Below are 16,432 nucleotides of genomic sequence, written 5' to 3'. Positions count from 1 at the left end.
CGCCGCTCGGAGGCAAGTGATCTTGATTGGTCGGCTCTGCCCGCAAAAGTGCCTGACAGTTGACTTACCGGCGACCGCTTGAGATCGGTCACGTCTGCTTCGGGCAACCGACGGGCCAAGTCGAGCGTCTTTCCTTCGAACATGCACGGGGAGGCATACGTAAGACGCTGGGACGGCGACAGGTCGGTGCCGCGCACAGCGGCATTACAGTGGGTCGGAACGGTAAGCAAGCAGCAGGGAGCACATGACGTGCGGCCGGTAGGCAGCAAGTACCTGCTCGAGGAGCCGCTCGGGCGCGGCGCCACGGGCACCGTCTGGCGGGCCCGCCAGCGAGAGACCGCGGGGGCCGAGGCCGCCGTGCCCGGTCAGCCCGGCGAGACCGTCGCGATCAAGGTCCTGAAGGAAGAGCTCGCGAACGACGCGGACATCGTGATGCGCTTCCTCAGAGAGCGCTCCGTGCTGCTGCGCCTGACCCACCCGAACATCGTCCGGGTCCGCGACCTGGTCGTGGAGGGCGATCTGCTGGCCCTGGTCATGGACCTCGTCGAGGGCCCCGACCTGCACCGCTACCTGCGCGAGAACGGCCCCTTCAGCCCGGTGGCCGCATCCCTCCTCACTGCCCAGATCGCCGACGCACTCGCCGCCAGCCACGCCGACGGCGTGGTGCACCGCGACCTGAAGCCCGCCAACGTCCTGCTCAAGCAGGACGGCGGCCAGATGCACCCGATGCTCACCGACTTCGGCATCGCCCGCCTGGCCGACTCCCCGGGCCTGACCCGCACCCACGAGTTCGTCGGCACGCCCGCGTACATCGCACCGGAGTCCGCCGAGGGCCGCCCGCAGACCTCCGCCGTCGACATCTACGGCGCCGGCATCCTGATGTACGAGCTGGTCACCGGGCGTCCCCCGTTCGGCGGCGGATCGGCCCTGGAAGTACTGCACCAGCACCTGAGCGCCGAGCCGCGCCGCCCGTCCACGGTTCCGGACCCGCTCTGGACGGTCATAGAGCGCTGTCTGCGCAAGAACCCGGACGACAGGCCCAGCGCCGAGAACCTCGCGCGCGCCCTGCGCGTCGTCGCCGAGGGCGTCGGTGTGCACGCGAACGCCGCGCAGATCGCCGCCGCGGAGGCCGTCGGCGCCCTGCTGGCCCCCGACCCGATGCCGGCCGCCGTCCCCGGCTCGGCCGACCCCACGCAGGTCCTGCAGCACGGGGCGGGCTCGTACGACCCGAACGCGGCGACCAGCTTCCTGCCCCACACCGGCGGCGCACCGGGCGCCGCCGACCCCACCGCCGTACTCCCGAACACCGGGGCCGCGGACCCGACGGCCGTCATGCCGCCGATGCCCCAGGGGCAGCCGGGGCAGCAGCCCGAGCAGCCGCACCCCTGGCAGAACCAGCTGCGCGCCGCCCGCGATCGCAACGAGCAGACGCAGGTCCAGTACCTCGACCCCGACGAGGACCCGCTGCGCCGCCGTCCCCAGCGGCAGGCCGCCCGCCCGCAGCAGCAGCGCCCCCGGCAGCAGCGGCCGCAGCAGGCGTACGGCTATCCGCAGCAGCAACAGCCGCAGCAGTACGCCCCGCCGCAGCACCAGCAGCCCCAGCGGTACGCGCCCCCGCAGGAGCCGCAGCGGCCCGCGCGTGAGCCTCGCCGGTCGCGAGAGCCCAGCCCCAACCGGATGAAGATCCCCGGGCTCGGCTGTCTGAAGGGCTGCCTGTTCACGATCGTCATCCTGTTCGTCGCGGGCTGGCTGGTCTGGGAGCTGAGCCCGCTCCAGGAGTGGATCGGCACGACCAAGAGCTACTGGCAGCAGCTGTCCGACATGTTCAGCACCGTGAGCGGCTGGATCGGGAAACTGGGCCACCTCGTCAGCAGCAAAGGCGGCAACTGAGCAGCGAGCTTGGTGATTTGTCGACACCTGGCGGGTGATTTCCGTCTCTGCGGTGAAGGTTGGCTCCTCGGACGCGTAGCTTTAGCGACACAACGCGTCCCGTAGGAGCAGTCTTGGCACGGAAGATCGGCAGCCGGTACACCGCGAACCAGATCCTGGGGCGGGGCAGCGCCGGCACGGTGTGGCTGGGCGAGGGGCCCGAGGGACCCGTCGCCATCAAGCTGCTGCGCGAGGATCTCGCGTCCGACCAGGAACTCGTCGGCCGCTTCGTGCAGGAGCGCACGGCGCTGCTCGGTCTCGACCACCCGAACGTCGTCTCCGTACGCGACCTGGTGGTGGACGGCAACGACCTCGCGCTGGTCATGGACCTGGTCCGCGGCACCGACCTGCGCACCCGCCTCGACCGCGAACGCCGGCTCGCGCCCGCGGCGGCGGTGGCGATCGTGGCCGACGTCGCGGACGGCCTGGCTGCCGCGCACGCGGCGGGCGTGGTGCACCGCGACGTCAAGCCGGAGAATGTCCTCCTCGACATGCAGGGCCCGCTGGGCCCCGGCGGCTCGCACCCCGCCCTCCTCACCGACTTCGGCGTCGCCAAGCTGATCGACTCCCCGCGCCGCACCCGCGCGACGAAGATCATCGGCACCCCGGACTACCTGGCCCCGGAGATCGTGGAGGGCCTGCCCCCACGCGCGGCCGTCGACATCTACGCCCTCGCGACCGTCCTCTACGAGCTGCTGGCGGGCTTCACCCCGTTCGGCGGCGGGCACCCCGGCGCCGTGCTGCGCCGTCACGTCACGGAGACGGTGGTCCCGCTCCCGGGGATCCCGGACGAGCTCTGGCAGCTCCTGGTGCAGTGCCTGGCCAAGGCACCGGCCTCCCGGCTGCGCGCCTCGGAGCTGGGCGCCCGGCTGCGGGAACTGCTGCCGCTGGTCGCGGGGATGCCGCCACTGGACGTGGACGAGCCGGACACGGAGCCGACGGAGGAGCCGGAGCCGGCGGCCGGGGAGACCGCGGCCCCGGCCCGCGAACGGGTACGGCGCGGCGCGGTACCCCTGGTACCGGGCGCGAAGCCGGCCGACTCCAACCGGGACACCCATACGTCGATGAGGGTCCCGGCCCCGGACGAGCTGGCCGGCGGCGCCCGCGGCACGGCCCGGGTACCCCGGCCGGCGGGCGCACCGCGGCCGGGTTCCGCACGGCACCGCGCCGTGACGCGCCGGCGCCGGATGGTGCTGGGGACGGCCGCGGCGCTGCTGGTGGCGGCGGCCGGGGTGGGCACCTGGCTGGCGACCTCGGGGGACGACGCGGGGGCGACTCCGCAGGACTCGAAGCACTCGGCGCCGGCGTCGCCGTAGGAGGACCCGGGCGGCGGCACTTCTGGGCGCCGGTCCGCATCATTCAGCCCGTCCGGCGTTTGAGGACGAGGCCGTTCAGGCCGAAAGCGGGGGTCTGGGGGAGGCAGCCCCCAGCAGACGGCGCCGACACCCCCGGGCCACAGCCCAGCCCAGCCCAGCGGCCCGGCACGCCTCGCTTGGCGGAGCCGTTACGCTGGAGGCGTGGCAGTCGTCGATGTATCCGAAGAGCTCAAGTCCCTCTCCTCGACCATGGAGTCGATCGAGGCCGTTCTGGACCTCGACAAGCTGAGGGCAGACATCGCCGTGCTCGAGGAGCAGGCGGCCGCGCCGTCCCTGTGGGACAACCCGGACGAGGCGCAGAAGATCACCAGCAAGCTGAGCCATCTGCAGGCCGAGGTCAGGAAGGCCGAGGCGCTGCGCGGGCGGATCGACGATCTCGCCGTGCTCTTCGAGATGGCCGAGGAGGAGGACGACCCGGACACCCGCGCCGAGGCCGAGTCCGAGCTCGCCGCCGTCAAGAAGGCGCTGGACGAGATGGAGGTCCGCACGCTCCTGAGCGGTGAGTACGACTCCCGTGAGGCGCTCGTCAACATCCGCGCCGAGGCCGGTGGCGTCGACGCCGCGGACTTCGCGGAGAAGCTGCAGCGGATGTATCTGCGCTGGGCGGAGCAGAAGGGCTACAAGACCGAGCTCATCGAGACGTCGTACGCCGAAGAGGCCGGCATCAAGTCGACCACCTTCGCCGTGCAGGTGCCGTATGCCTACGGCACCCTCTCGGTCGAGCAGGGCACCCACCGGCTCGTGCGCATCTCGCCCTTCGACAACCAGGGGCGCCGCCAGACCTCCTTCGCGGGCGTCGAGGTGCTTCCCGTGGTCGAGCAGACCGACCACATCGAGATCGACGAGTCCGAGCTGCGCGTGGACGTGTACCGGTCCTCGGGCCCCGGCGGCCAGGGCGTCAACACCACCGACTCCGCGGTGCGCCTCACCCACCTCCCCACCGGCATCGTCGTCTCCTGTCAGAACGAGCGGTCGCAGATCCAGAACAAGGCCACCGCCATGAACGTTCTCCAGGCGAAGCTGCTGGAGCGTCAGCGCCAGGAGGAGCGGGCCAAGATGGACGCCCTCAAGGACGGCGGCAGCTCCTGGGGCAACCAGATGCGTTCGTACGTCCTGCACCCGTACCAGATGGTCAAGGACCTGCGCACCGAATTCGAGGTCGGCAACCCCGAGGCCGTATTCAACGGTGAGATCGACGGCTTCATCGAGGCGGGTATTCGCTGGCGCAAGCAGCAGGAGAAGTAGCCGAGCCAAGTGACTTTGTCGACTTGACAACTGCCGCCCCACGGGCGGCAGTTGCTGTTTGTCTGGGTTTTACATCACACTCACAGGTTCCAACTCGCTGTAAACGACCCGCAAGTGGACATTGAGCACGCAACGCCCTTGACGTTGCTTTGAAAAATGGGAAAGGTAAAGCGCGGCATGCGTATCTCTGGGGCGCATGTGAACCGGGGGAATTTTGCAGCGCAGCCACCTCCGTCGATCACGGCCCCCGAGCGCCGCCTCAATGACGATGAGCTACTGGGGGTAGCAACCTTATGACGAAGAAGACGCGGCTCCGCGTCGCGCGGGTAGCCGCTGGCGCAGTGATCGCTGCCGGTGCCTCGCTGACCGCCGCCGGTGCCGCTTCCGCGGTGGGTATCGACGTGAACGTGGCCGGTGTCAACGTGGGTGTCAACACCGGCGGCGACGACACCGGGGGTACGGGCGGTGGCCCGTGCGACGTCGTTGTCGACCCGACCTGCGACCCCGGCGGCACGACGGGTGGCAGCACGACCGGCGGTGCGACGACCGGTGGCGACACCACCGGCGGTGCCACGACCGGTGGCGACACCACGGGCGGTGCGACGACCGGTGGCGACACCACGGGCGGTGACACCACGGGTGGCGTGATCGGTGGCGTGATCGGTGGCGGCACCACTGGCGGTGACACCACGGGCGGTGCGACGACCGGTGGCGACACGACCGGTGGCGACACCACGGGCGGTGCCACGACCGGTGGCGACACCACGGGCGGTGACACGACCGGCGGTGCGACGACCGGTGGCGACACCACGGGCGGTGCCACGACCGGCGGCAGCACCACGGGTGGCGGCAACGGCAACTCGGGTGGCAGTGGGAACGGCAGCGGTCACGGGCACAACGGTGGTGGCAACTCCAACACCAACCCCGATGGCAACACCGGCACCTCCACCCAGGACCAGGGCTCCTCGGTCCTCACGGACACCGGCTCGAACACCGAGACCCAGACCAAGGGCAACGGTCAGCAGCTCGCCGAGACCGGTGCCGGCCAGACGACCTTCCTGATCATCGGTGCCGCCACCATGATCGCCGGTGGCGTCGGCTTCCGCATTCTGCCGCGCCTCGTGGGCGGCCGTGGCGGTGCGGCTGCCTGACGGTAGCCGTGCGCACACGCAATGTGTGCGACGACGTACGACGAGGGGCCCGGAGCGTGCATCGCTCCGGGCCCCTCGGGCGTCTCAGTGCCTCTGTGACGCGCCCTATGCGGTCTGGTGCGCCAGGAGCGCCACCGCCGCGATCAGCACTGCCAGCAGTGCGATCAGCGCCATGGGGTTTAGTCCCGCGAAGAAGTTCTCCTGCTGCAGCCGCTCGCGGTTCGCACGGCACACGGGGCACCGGCCCTCGCTCACGGGCGCCGCGCAGTTTGCGCACACCAGCCGGTCGTACGTCATGCGCTCGCCCTCCTTGCGAATACGTTCCACTGGGAGAACGGTTTGTGGTTGCCTAACGTTCCCCTCTCTACTGTGCCAGGTTCCTCCGGAGGGTGCGCGGGTTCCTCCCGGAGGGTGCGCGGGGGCGCCTCCAGAGGGGATGTGAGGCTTGTCTCGCGGCTGCGGGTGAGTGGGGGCTTGTCGCGCCCCGCGGCGGAGCCGCATATCGATACAGCCCCGCGCCCTTTACCGGCGCTGCCCCCAAGGCCCCTTGCAAAGCCCCGTACAAAAGGGCACAACCTGCACCCAAGCGCAACCGCTGCCTGCGCTGGTGCACCCGACTCGCGTATGGTCACGCTCATCTACCCCCGGCGACCCGTGGTGCATCCGTGATCCGATTCGACAACGTCTCCAAGGTCTACCCCAAGCAGACCCGTCCTGCACTCAGGGATGTGTCCCTGGAAGTGGAGAAGGGCGAGTTCGTGTTCCTCGTGGGGTCCTCGGGCTCCGGAAAGTCCACCTTTCTGCGGCTGATCCTCCGCGAGGAGCGGTGCAGCCACGGTCAGGTGCACGTTCTGGGCAAGGACCTCGCGCGCCTGTCCAACTGGAAGGTGCCGCAGATGCGGCGCCAGTTGGGAACGGTGTTCCAGGACTTCCGGCTGCTGCCGAACAAGACGGTGGCGGAGAACGTCGCCTTCGCGCAGGAGGTCATCGGCAAGTCGAAGGGCGAGATCCGCAAGTCCGTGCCGCAGGTGCTCGACCTGGTCGGCCTGGGCGGTAAAGAGGATCGGATGCCCGGTGAGTTGTCCGGTGGTGAACAGCAGCGCGTGGCCATCGCGCGCGCCTTCGTCAACCGGCCCAAACTGCTCATCGCGGACGAGCCGACCGGCAACCTCGACCCGCAGACCTCCGTCGGCATCATGAAGCTGCTCGACCGGATCAACCGGACCGGCACCACCGTGGTGATGGCGACGCACGACCAGAACATCGTGGACCAGATGCGCAAGCGCGTCATCGAGCTGGAGAAGGGCCGCCTCGTCCGCGACCAGGCACGCGGCGTCTACGGCTACCAGCACTGACCGCCACGTCCACGGAAAGGCTCAACCAGTCGCCATGCGCGCACAGTTCGTACTCTCCGAGATCGGTGTCGGTCTCCGCCGCAATCTGACCATGACCTTCGCGGTCATCGTCTCCGTCGCCCTGTCCCTGGCCCTGTTCGGCGGGTCGCTCCTGATGAGCGACCAGGTCAGCACGATGAAGGGCTACTGGTACGACAAGGTCAACGTCTCGATCTTCCTCTGCAACAAGAGCGACGCCGAGTCCGACCCCAACTGCGCCAAGGGTGCGGTCACCGACGACCAGAAGAAGCAGATCCTCTCCGACCTGGAGAAGATGACCACGGTCGTCCAGAAGGTCACCTACGAGTCGCAGGACGATGCGTACAAGCACTACAAGCAGCAGTTCGGCGACTCCCCGCTGGCCAGTTCCCTCACGCCGGACCAGATGCAGGAGTCGTACCGGATCAAGCTGAAGAACCCGGAGAAGTACCAGGTCATCGCGACCGCCTTCGACGGGCGTGACGGTGTCCAGTCCGTGCAGGACCAAAAGGGCATTCTGGACAATCTGTTCGGGCTGCTCAACGGCATGAACTGGGCCGCGCGGATGGTGATGGCGCTGATGCTCGTCGTCGCGCTGATGCTGATCGTCAACACCGTGCGCGTGTCCGCGTTCAGTCGGCGGCGCGAGACCGGGATCATGCGCCTGGTCGGTGCCTCGGGCTTCTACATCCAGGCGCCGTTCATCGCGGAGGCCGCGGTCGCCGGCCTCATCGGCGGGACGGTCGCCTGCGGGTTCCTGGTGGTCGCGCGGTATTTCATCATCGACCACGGTCTGGCTCTGTCCCAGAAGCTGAATCTGATCAACTTCATCGGCTGGGACGCGGTGTTGACCAAGCTGCCGCTCATCCTCGCCACGAGTCTGCTGATGCCTGCGCTTGCCGCGTTCTTCGCGCTGCGCAAGTACCTGAAGGTGTGACGCATGCCAAGAGGGCCGTACGGTCAACCGGCCGTGCGGCCCTTCGCGTTGTCCTAGACTCACCGGCATGTCAGGTCGTGACCTGTTCTGCCAGCCCCGCCGCATTCGCCGCGGGGCCGTCCTGACATTGGTCTTCGCGAGCGTGCTCGTCGCGGGCGCGGCGACCGGCTCCTTCTCCGAGAGCGACCGGAAATCCCCGTCCGGCGCGGCCCGTTCGAGCGTGCCCGCCGGCCATCACGAGGACGTGGCGAAGGCGGCCGAGGAAGCCCTGGCCGACGGCAAGTCCCCGATGGAGGCCGCCGAGCGCGCGGTCAGCCGCAGCGGCGACCGCTGGGGCGCCGTCTACTCCGAGGGCGAGTACCAGGAGTTCGAGGAGGCCCTCGACGGCCAGTACACCGGCGTCGGCCTGTGGGCCAGGCGCGAGCGGGACGGCCGTATCGAGGTGACCAAGGTGGCCGCCGACTCGCCCGCGGCCGCCGCCGGGATCCGCAAGGGCGACCGGCTGCGCAGCATCGACGGCGAGCGGGTCGACGGGCAGCCCGTCACCGAGGTCGTGTCCTTACTGCGCGGCGACGCCACCGACGCGGCCGCCGGTACGGCGGTGCGGCTGGGCCTGCAGCGCGGCACGCGCGCGTGGACCGAGACCTTGCGCCGCGCGCATCTGTCCACCGACTCGGTCACCGTTCGAAAGCTCGCCGGCGGGGTCACCGTGATCAGGATCGCCGCGTTCACCAAGGGCTCCGGCGACGTCGTCCGCACCGCCGTACGGCAGGCCCCCGCGGGCATCGGGATCATCCTCGACCTGCGCGGCAACTCCGGCGGCCTGGTCACCGAGGCCGTGACCACCGCCTCCGCCTTCCTCGACGGCGGCCTCGTCGCCACGTACGACGTCGACGGCGAGCAGCAGGCCCTGCATGCCGCCCCAGGTGGCGACACCACCAGACCCCTGGTCGCGCTCGTCGACGGCGGGACGATGAGTGCGGCCGAGATGCTCACCGGCGCCCTCCAGGATCGCGGCCGTGCGGTCGTCGTGGGCTCCCGCACCTTCGGCAAGGGCTCGGTCCAGATGCCGAGGCAGCTCCCCGGTGGCTCCGTCGCGGAACTGACCGTCGGGCACTACCGCACCCCCTCCGGCCGCAGCGTCGACGGCCGGGGCATCACCCCCGACCTGGACGTGACCTCGCCGGGCCAGGCGGCCGTGGAGCGGGCCGAGACCGTGCTCGACGGCCTGGGCGACGCCGATTAGGCAGCCGTTCTGGACAGCAGTTAAAGGGTTGGCCCGGACACCCCCGCGTAGTGCGAAAATGGACGGCACTATGAGCAAGGGAATGTACGTACCGAAGGAGTCCCAGCCCAAGCAGGGCGGGGCGGCCGCGAAGGCCAGGGACGGCGAGAAGGGCGGCAAGCGCAAGATCGTCGCCCAGAACAAGAAGGCCCGCCACGACTACGCGATCGTCGACACCTACGAGGCCGGCCTCGTGCTGACCGGCACCGAGGTCAAGTCGCTGCGCGAAGGACGGACCTCGCTGACGGACGGCTTCGTCCAGATCGACCGGGGCGAGGCGTGGCTGCACAACGCCCACATCCCGGAGTATCACCAGGGCAGCTGGACCAACCACTCCGCGCGCCGCAAGCGCAAGCTGCTGCTGCACCGCGAGGAGATCGACAAGCTGGAGTCCAAGGCGCAGGAGACGGGTCACACGATCGTGCCCCTCGCCCTGTACTTCAAGGACGGCCGTGCGAAGGCCGAGATCGCCCTCGCGCGAGGCAAGAAGGAGTACGACAAGCGCCAGACCCTGCGGGAGAAGCAGGACAGGCGGGAGTCGGACCGGGCGATCGCGGCGGCGAAGCGGAAGCAGCGGGGCGAGTAGCACGCCGGGAATACGGTGGCATCGAGGTGCGTTGGTCACGTACGATGGCACCAACACCGGCTGAACCCGGTGGGAGCATTGAAAACACAACATGGGGATGATCGGTTTCGACAGCGGCTGTCGAAGCAGGGGAAGCGTGTCGAGGAAGCGGCAATGATCTCGTAAACCATATGTCGCAACCAATAATCGCCAATTCCAAGAGCGATTCCCGCGCCTTCGCCCTCGCTGCCTAATAAGCAGTGAGTGAAGGCCCTAACGGGTGTCAGACCGGGGATGTTCCCGACCCGGACCCTGGCATAATCTAGGGGACTAAACCATTCGGCCCGGTCACGGGGTCGGATGGGAAACCAAACAGTGACTGGGCCCGTCGGCGACTTGTTCGCGTGATCGCCGGGGCCGAGAAAATCGCAGCGAACTGCACACGGAGAAGCCCTGATTCCGCACCGTTGGACGCGGGTTCGATTCCCGCCATCTCCACTCATCCCATGTGGCCAAGGCCCCGTCGCTTCCGAGCGGCGGGGCCTTTGTCGTGCACTTGTCGTGCACACCTTCACAGATCCCACACAGGTGCCATAGGGTGATCGCCGCGCCCGGCGGAGCCCGACCACTCCGGCCTCGTGCGCATCGACCGCGACTGGGGGGAACCAGACCGTGCGGGACCAGTCCGGCCCCTACTTCGAGAAGTACGACTCCGACTTCGGGCTCAGTGGCCTCACCGAGTCCTTCGCCCTGGCCAAGACGCCCGGGACGGAGGAGGCGGCACTCGGGCTCGTCACCGAGAAGCTCGCCGCATACCACGGTGAGACGCCCGTCGACATCTCGGGCATCGAGCGGCTCGGCGAGGACCAACGGCACATCCTCGGATACGACTTCTCCCACGACGACTTCGGGTATGCCGAGGAACTCCGCCGAGACCTGGGCAAGCTGCTGGACTCCCCGCTGTCCGACGAGGTGCTCGGTGCCGTGTGGCTCGCCGCCACCGGAGGCGGGTGGGATCCGCGGGCGCACGGCATCGGCGTGCGTGACTGGCTGGCGCGGATGGACGCGACCTGCGCGGCCCGTCCGCCCCGGACGATGGTGGGCCGTGCGCCGGGCCCGTCGTGGTCGTTCTGGCGACTGCCTGCCGTCGAAACCGTGCGGGACGGGATCCTGGCGGAGATCCGCGCGTCCGCCGGTGAACTGCCCGGCTTGGCGCCGGCGCTGGAGGAGGTCGCCGGCCGGGTCGACCTCGATCTCGGGTTCCGGCTCTATCTGCGGGCGCTCAAGACGGCAGGCGTGCCGGTGCCGGAGGAGCGCTGCGAAAGGTTCTGCGACCTCGGTGAACCGTTCGGGCATCCCTTCCGGGTCGTCTACGAGGGGCTCACCGTCGTGTGGCGGCCCCTGGAGGCCGCGCGGCGTCTTTTCGACGGGGACTTCGGGTTGTCCGAACTCGCCGGACAGTTCCACCCGATGTGGGAGCGGTCCGTCCCGGCGCCCGAACTCCTGCACCGGACCGTCATCGCCGACGGCTATCGCATCCCCGGCGTCCAGGCGCTCGTGCTGTGGGAGGACACCGTCCGGCTGCTCCGTTCCCCGCTGTCCGGCGACACCCTCACCACGCTCTGGGCCGCCGCGTCGCACACGGACCCCGGCCGCTTCGGCACCGACGGCCCGGGCTGGCTGCGCCGGATCGCCGAGGAGTGCCGGGCGCGGCTGTCCGAGGTCGCCCCCGAGCACACCCCCGCCCTGCCCCCGGTCCGGGCCGACCTGGCGGACGCGGTCATGCGCGAACTACGGGAAGCCACACCCCTGTTGGAGCCCGAGGAGGCGCCCGCGCTGGAGCAGGTCGTCGTCCAGGTCGACCCCGACCTCGGATTCCGGCTGCTGCTGAGGGTCCTGCACACGGCGTCCGGATCACTCACCAAGCGGCAGTACGCCCGCTGCCGGTCCCTCGGCGAACGCTTCGGCTACGGCGAGGATCACGTGTCCCACGCCATCGAGCACCTCGCCCAGGACGAGTGACCGCCGGGCCGGCCCCGCCCCGCACCTCTGCACGGCCGCACGACCTCACCCCACCCCACGAAGGACCCACCCACGCATGTTCCTGATCCGTCTCCTGCCCAGGCTGCCCCGTGAGATCTGCCTCGCCGTCATCGGTCTCATCGGCGGTGTCTTCCTCGCCGGCCACGGCATCGTCCAGGCCCACGCCGAACTCACCGGAACGCCCGGGACCGTCCAGGTCACCGACTGCCGGCGCGCCACCGGAGCGTGGAGCGACCTCTGGGAGGACGGATGGGCCTGTGCCGGGTCGTTCGAGTCCGACGACCACAGCGTGCGGATCGCCGCGGTCGGGATCGACGGCATCCTGACGTCCCCGCCCGACAAGCCCCTCGCCGCCCGCGTCGACGGGGCTTCCGCCCGCACCGCGACCCAGGACAGCTCCGGCCGGTGGAAGTGGCCCGCCCTCACCGGCGTCGTCGTGCTCGCCTTCACCGCCTGGCGGATCCGCTCCATCCGCGGCCTCCTGCGCGAGCGCCGCGCCGAGGGGGCGCCAAACCCGGTCCCGGCCTGAGGGTCCTACAAGGCGTCCCACAACCACGGCGCCCGATGTGGTGCCGCACCACATGTCGACGGACCGTTCACGCTTCTACGGTCCCTCCCCATGACCCAGACCAGAGCCGCACGGCACAGCACCCTCCTCGCGACCCTCCTGGTCGCCCTGATCGCCGCCTTCCTCACCCCGGGCAGGGCGGCCGCCGCCTCCCTCCAGGAAGTCACCGGCTTCGGCTCCAACCCCGGCGCCCTGCGCATGTTCCGGTACGTGCCCGACGGGCTGCCCGCCGGGCGGCCCGTCGTCGTCGCCCTGCACGGCTGCACGCAGGACGCATCCGGCTACGGCACCGGCAGCGGCTGGCTCCAGCTCGCCGACCGGTGGGGGTTCTCCGTCGTACTGCCGCAGCAGACCACCTCCAACAATGCTTCGTCCTGCTTCGACTGGTTCCAGAGCGGGGACATCGAGCGGGGGCAGGGCGAGGCCGCGAGCGTCGCGCAGATGGTGGACCGGCAGCTCGCCGACGTCGGCGGCGACGCCTCGCGCGTGTACGTCACCGGGCTGTCCGCCGGCGGTGGCATGACCGCCGTGATGATGGCTGACTACCCGGAGAAGTTCGCCGCGGGCGGCATCGTCGCCGGGCTGCCGTACGGATGCGCACAGGCCGCCGGATCGCCGTACGTCTGCATGTACGTCGGTGCCACACAGACGGCGAAACAGTGGGGCGACCGGGTGCGCGCCGCCCGGCCGGGCTACACCGGCCCCTGGCCCACGCTCACCGTCTTCCAGGGCAGCGCCGACTACACCGTCAAGCCCGTCAACATGACCGACCTGATGAAGCAGTGGACGGATGTGCACGGGGCCGACCAGACCGCGGACGTCAGCAACACCGTCGCCGGCTATCCCCACCAGGCCTTCCGGGACCCGGCAGGGAACACCGCCGTCGAGACGTACAGCATCACCGGCATGGGGCACGGGCAGCCGGTCGACCCCGGCAGCGGGACCGCGCAGTGCGGTGCCGCCGGGGCCTACCTCCTCGATGTGGACCTGTGCGCCGCCTACCGGCTCGGGCTCGGCTGGGGCCTCAGCGCAGGGTGAACGTCGACAGGCGCACGCCCTTGCTCAGCACCAGGTAGACGTCCGTACGGCCCTTCGTCGCGCCCGACAGCTCCGCGGTCACCGTCGTGTAGTCGTACGGCGACGCCGTGCCCGCGAAGCGCGCCGTGCCGACGAGGGTGCCGGTCGGTGAGCCGAGCCGCACCTCCACCGTGCCGGACGACGTCCCGGCCACCCGTGCGCCGAACTCGCCGGCACCCGCCCCCAGCCGGGTGTCCGCGAACTTCAGCCACGCGCCGTCGGAGGCCGCCGACACCGCCGTACCGCTCGCCTTGGACTCGTCGACGAGGGCGATGCCGGCGGAGTAGTCGTCGAAGTTCTCCGCGCGGGTCACCTTCGACAGGTCTCGGGGCGGGATCGTCTCGCCCTTCACCTGCCAGGACGTACGGGTGCGGATGTCGGAGGACGACGAGCCCACCAGGACGTCGTAACTTCCGCTCTCCACCACCCACTTGGAGCGGGTGACATCCCAGTGCGCCAGGTCCGACGGCCGTACCTTCAGCCGGACCGTCCGCGTCTCACCCGGCTTCAGCGACACCCGCTGGAAGGACTTGAGCTGCTTGAGCGGCTGTTTGTCGCGGGAGGTGCGCTGATGGGTGTAGAGCTGGACGACCTCCGCGCCCGCCCGGCTGCCGGTGTTGGTGACCTTCACCTCGTAGCCGTCGCCCACCCGCCGCAGACCGGAGTACGCGAACGTCGTGTACGACAGCCCGTATCCGAAGGGATAGAGCGCCTGCCCCGTGAAGTACTGGTAGGTGCGGTCGGACTTGATGATGTCGTAGTCGAGGATCGGCGGGAGGTCCGATTCCGACCGGTACCAGGTCTGGGTGAGGCGGCCCGACGGGTTGGCGTCGCCGTAGAGGAGGTCGGCCAGGGCGTTGCCGGTCTCCTGGCCCGCGTGGGTGGTCCACAGCAGCGCGGGGACCTCCTTCTGCAAGGATCCCAGCGTGGTCGGGTAGCTGTTCTCGACGATCACGACCGTGTGCGGATTGGCCGCCCGCACCGCCTTGACCAGGGCTTCCTGGGTCGGAGCCAGGGCCAGGTCCGTGCGGTCGTGGGCCTCGCGGCCGTTGATCGACGGGTCGGAGCCGACCACCACGACGGCCTGATCCTTGCCCTTGACCGCGGCGACCGCGTCGTCGACACCGCTGCGGACCACGTCCTTGGTGTAGTGGGCCGCCTGGTCCTTGGCGACCAGGCCGAGGGTGCCGTCCGTGCCGGTCGGGCCCAGGTAGACCGGGTTCGACCACCAGGACTCGGAGGTCTCGTAGCCGGCGTAGCGGAGCAGGTACGTGCCGTCGTCCTGGCGTTCCAGCTTGAACTGCTGCTGTACGAACCAGCCGTTCGGCTGTTTCTGGTCGTTGACGAAGTTCGACCAGTTGTAGCCGACGTACTTGCCGTTCGCCGCGGAACGCAGGGTCACGATGCCGGAGCCCCAGTCGAAGACGTCGAACTGGGCTCCCGTACCGGAATCCGCAGTCTCCTTCAGGGGCCCGCCCGCCTCGCCGGTCCCCGCCGTCACGTACTTGCCGGTCGCCGTGTCCTTCAGGGCGATCCGGTCCACGCCCTCGGTGCTCGCGACCGAGGTGCCGAGCTTGGACTCGATGCCGTCCTTCGGGGTGACGGCGTAGGGGAGGGTGCCGGAGTACCAGTCGGTGTAGAGGGTGTCGGCGAGGGGGCCGACGACGGCGGCACTGCCCGTCTTCTTCAGCGGCAGCACGCCGTCGTTCTTCAGCAGGACCGCCGACTCGGTGGCCGCCTTGCGGGCCAGGGCGCGGTGGGCGGGGCTGTCGATGACGGACGCGTCGATGGAGCCGTACTTGCCGCCGCCGGGGTCGAACTCGCCGAGGCGGACGCGGATGCTCAGCACGTCTCCCGCGGCCTTGTCGACGTCCGACTCCTTCAACAGGCCTGTGGACAGCGCCGACTTGATCGCCGTGGTCGTCGGTCCGGAGTCCGCGTCGTTGTCGGTGAAGCTGTCGACGCCCGCCTTCAGCGCCGCCGCGTCGGCCTCGGTCTGGGTGCCGTAGTACTTCTGGCTGCCGACCAGGTTGCTGGGCGCCGCGGCGTCCGTCACGTTCAGCAGGTTCTTCGAGGTCCAGGTGCGGACGGTGTCGTCGAGGGCCGGATTCACCGTGTTCGGGCGGCCGTTGACCAGGTTGTACGAGGTCATCACGCCCGTCGCCGCGTCCGCCTCGATCGCGGGCCTGAAGGCCTGCTCGTCGTACTCCTTCAGCACCCGCGGGCGCAGTTCGGAGCTCGTGGTGTCGCGGTGCTCCTCGTTGTTGTTGGCGAGGAAATGCTTGATCGTCGGGGCCGTCTTGAGGTGGTCCGGGTCGCCTCCCGTCAGGCCCGTGCCGTACGCCGTGGAGATCGCGCCGGTCAGATACGGGTCCTCGGAGTAGCCCTCCTCGTTGCGGCCCCAGCGCGGGTCGCGCAGCAAATTGACCACGGGGGCCCACAGGTTGAGGCCCCAGCCCGCCGGGCGGGTCTGCTGGAAGCCGCGTGCCTCGTCGCCGACCGCCGAGCCGACCTGGCGGAGCAGGGCCGGGTCCCAGGTCGAGGCAAGGCCCACGGCCTGCGGAAACACGGTCGTCTTGCCGAGCCAGGCCACGCCGTGCAGGGCCTCGGTGCCGGTGCGGAAGGACTGGATGCCGAGCCGGGGAATGGCGGGCTCGTACTGGTGGAGGAGGGAGATCTTCTCGTCGAGGGTGAGGCGGGAGAGGAGGTCGGAGACCCGGGCGGCCACCGGGAGATTCGGGTCGCGGAACGGATAGGCGGGGTCGTCGGCATGGGCGGGGACGGTGGCGCCCAGACCCGCGATCAGGGTCAGGGCCGCCAGCAGCGTGGTCCTCTGTCTTCTTCGCTTGCCCTTCATGTCACGGCTCCTTCACGTAGGGCCTT

13 protein-coding genes and 1 other RNA gene are annotated in these 16,432 nt (G+C 69.9%); 12 read left to right on the top strand and 2 right to left on the bottom strand.

Annotated elements, in window-relative coordinates:
• Nucleotides 1-249: 249 nt before the first annotated feature.
• The 4 genes from ACWCRD_RS14760 to ACWCRD_RS14745 all read left to right on the top strand — a co-directional run bounded on the left by ACWCRD_RS14760 (nucleotide 250) and on the right by ACWCRD_RS14745 (nucleotide 5,701).
• Complete coding sequence (locus ACWCRD_RS14760) at nucleotides 250-1,890, top strand: serine/threonine-protein kinase (protein WP_450966198.1); 1,641 nt, start codon at nucleotides 250-252, stop codon at nucleotides 1,888-1,890.
• Between the two features lie 113 nt (nucleotides 1,891-2,003).
• A complete protein-coding gene (locus tag ACWCRD_RS14755) occupies nucleotides 2,004-3,245 on the top strand; it encodes a serine/threonine-protein kinase (RefSeq protein ID WP_450966197.1) in 1,242 nt (413 codons plus the stop codon).
• 201 nt (nucleotides 3,246-3,446) lie between these two features.
• On the top strand, nucleotides 3,447-4,550 hold the full coding sequence (gene prfB, locus ACWCRD_RS14750) for a peptide chain release factor 2 (protein WP_365835071.1): 1,104 nt from the start codon (nucleotides 3,447-3,449) through the stop codon (nucleotides 4,548-4,550).
• 293 nt (nucleotides 4,551-4,843) lie between these two features.
• Entirely contained in the window at nucleotides 4,844-5,701 is an 858-nt protein-coding gene (locus ACWCRD_RS14745) for a hypothetical protein (RefSeq protein ID WP_450966196.1), read from the top strand.
• Nucleotides 5,702-5,806: 105 nt separating this feature from the next.
• Here ACWCRD_RS14745 and ACWCRD_RS14740 read toward each other — a convergent pair whose 3' ends face one another.
• Nucleotides 5,807-5,998, bottom strand: a complete 192-nt coding sequence (locus tag ACWCRD_RS14740) for a hypothetical protein (protein WP_016438128.1) — start codon at nucleotides 5,996-5,998, stop codon at nucleotides 5,807-5,809.
• 368 nt (nucleotides 5,999-6,366) lie between these two features.
• Here ACWCRD_RS14740 and ftsE point away from each other — a divergent pair, with 368 nt between their 5' ends.
• The 8 genes from ftsE to ACWCRD_RS14700 all read left to right on the top strand — a co-directional run bounded on the left by ftsE (nucleotide 6,367) and on the right by ACWCRD_RS14700 (nucleotide 13,510).
• Complete coding sequence (gene ftsE, locus ACWCRD_RS14735; protein WP_030943440.1) at nucleotides 6,367-7,056, top strand: cell division ATP-binding protein FtsE; 690 nt, start codon at nucleotides 6,367-6,369, stop codon at nucleotides 7,054-7,056.
• A gap of 34 nt (nucleotides 7,057-7,090) precedes the next feature.
• Nucleotides 7,091-8,011, top strand: a complete 921-nt coding sequence (gene ftsX / locus ACWCRD_RS14730) for a permease-like cell division protein FtsX (RefSeq protein WP_450966195.1) — start codon at nucleotides 7,091-7,093, stop codon at nucleotides 8,009-8,011.
• Between the two features lie 67 nt (nucleotides 8,012-8,078).
• The gene (locus ACWCRD_RS14725; protein WP_450966194.1) at nucleotides 8,079-9,257 is read left to right on the top strand and encodes a S41 family peptidase; all 1,179 of its coding nucleotides are present in this window, start codon (nucleotides 8,079-8,081) and stop codon (nucleotides 9,255-9,257) included.
• An 82-nt stretch (nucleotides 9,258-9,339) separates the two neighbouring features.
• A complete protein-coding gene (smpB, locus tag ACWCRD_RS14720; protein ID WP_450966239.1) occupies nucleotides 9,340-9,882 on the top strand; it encodes an SsrA-binding protein SmpB in 543 nt (180 codons plus the stop codon).
• A gap of 93 nt (nucleotides 9,883-9,975) precedes the next feature.
• Nucleotides 9,976-10,362: a transfer-messenger RNA gene (gene ssrA, locus ACWCRD_RS14715) on the top strand.
• 171 nt (nucleotides 10,363-10,533) lie between these two features.
• Nucleotides 10,534-11,883: a hypothetical protein gene (locus ACWCRD_RS14710; protein WP_450966193.1), complete on the top strand. Its 1,350-nt coding sequence runs from the start codon at nucleotides 10,534-10,536 to the stop codon at nucleotides 11,881-11,883.
• Nucleotides 11,884-11,959: 76 nt separating this feature from the next.
• Nucleotides 11,960-12,433 carry a hypothetical protein gene (locus ACWCRD_RS14705; protein ID WP_450966192.1) on the top strand — a complete coding sequence of 158 codons (474 nt, stop codon included), beginning with the start codon at nucleotides 11,960-11,962 and terminating at the stop codon, nucleotides 12,431-12,433.
• 90 nt (nucleotides 12,434-12,523) lie between these two features.
• Nucleotides 12,524-13,510, top strand: coding sequence for an extracellular catalytic domain type 1 short-chain-length polyhydroxyalkanoate depolymerase (locus ACWCRD_RS14700; RefSeq protein ID WP_450966191.1), 987 nt, complete (start codon nucleotides 12,524-12,526; stop codon nucleotides 13,508-13,510).
• Here ACWCRD_RS14700 and ACWCRD_RS14695 read toward each other — a convergent pair.
• Nucleotides 13,497-16,406 (bottom strand): glycoside hydrolase family 3 C-terminal domain-containing protein, encoded by a 2,910-nt coding sequence (locus tag ACWCRD_RS14695; RefSeq protein ID WP_450966190.1) that lies wholly within the window; start codon nucleotides 16,404-16,406, stop codon nucleotides 13,497-13,499. The two genes, ACWCRD_RS14700 and ACWCRD_RS14695, sit on opposite strands and share 14 nt — an antisense overlap.
• Between the last annotated feature and the right edge of the window lie 26 nt (nucleotides 16,407-16,432).

It is taken from the genome of Streptomyces sp. NPDC002092 (assembly GCF_053593775.1).
Note: the sequence above shows the minus strand (reverse complement) of the source record. Positions and strands in the feature narration are given on the sequence as shown.

Coding starts and splice junctions, on each gene's coding strand:
- ACWCRD_RS14745 (WP_450966196.1), top strand. CDS start 4,844: ATGACGAAGAAGACGCGGCTCCGCGTCGCGCGGGTAGCCGCTGGCGCA.
- ACWCRD_RS14740 (WP_016438128.1), bottom strand. CDS start 5,998: ATGACGTACGACCGGCTGGTGTGCGCAAACTGCGCGGCGCCCGTGAGC.
- ftsX (WP_450966195.1), top strand. CDS start 7,091: ATGCGCGCACAGTTCGTACTCTCCGAGATCGGTGTCGGTCTCCGCCGC.
- ACWCRD_RS14725 (WP_450966194.1), top strand. CDS start 8,079: ATGTCAGGTCGTGACCTGTTCTGCCAGCCCCGCCGCATTCGCCGCGGG.
- smpB (WP_450966239.1), top strand. CDS start 9,340: ATGTACGTACCGAAGGAGTCCCAGCCCAAGCAGGGCGGGGCGGCCGCG.
- ACWCRD_RS14705 (WP_450966192.1), top strand. CDS start 11,960: ATGTTCCTGATCCGTCTCCTGCCCAGGCTGCCCCGTGAGATCTGCCTC.
- ACWCRD_RS14700 (WP_450966191.1), top strand. CDS start 12,524: ATGACCCAGACCAGAGCCGCACGGCACAGCACCCTCCTCGCGACCCTC.
- ACWCRD_RS14695 (WP_450966190.1), bottom strand. CDS start 16,406: ATGAAGGGCAAGCGAAGAAGACAGAGGACCACGCTGCTGGCGGCCCTG.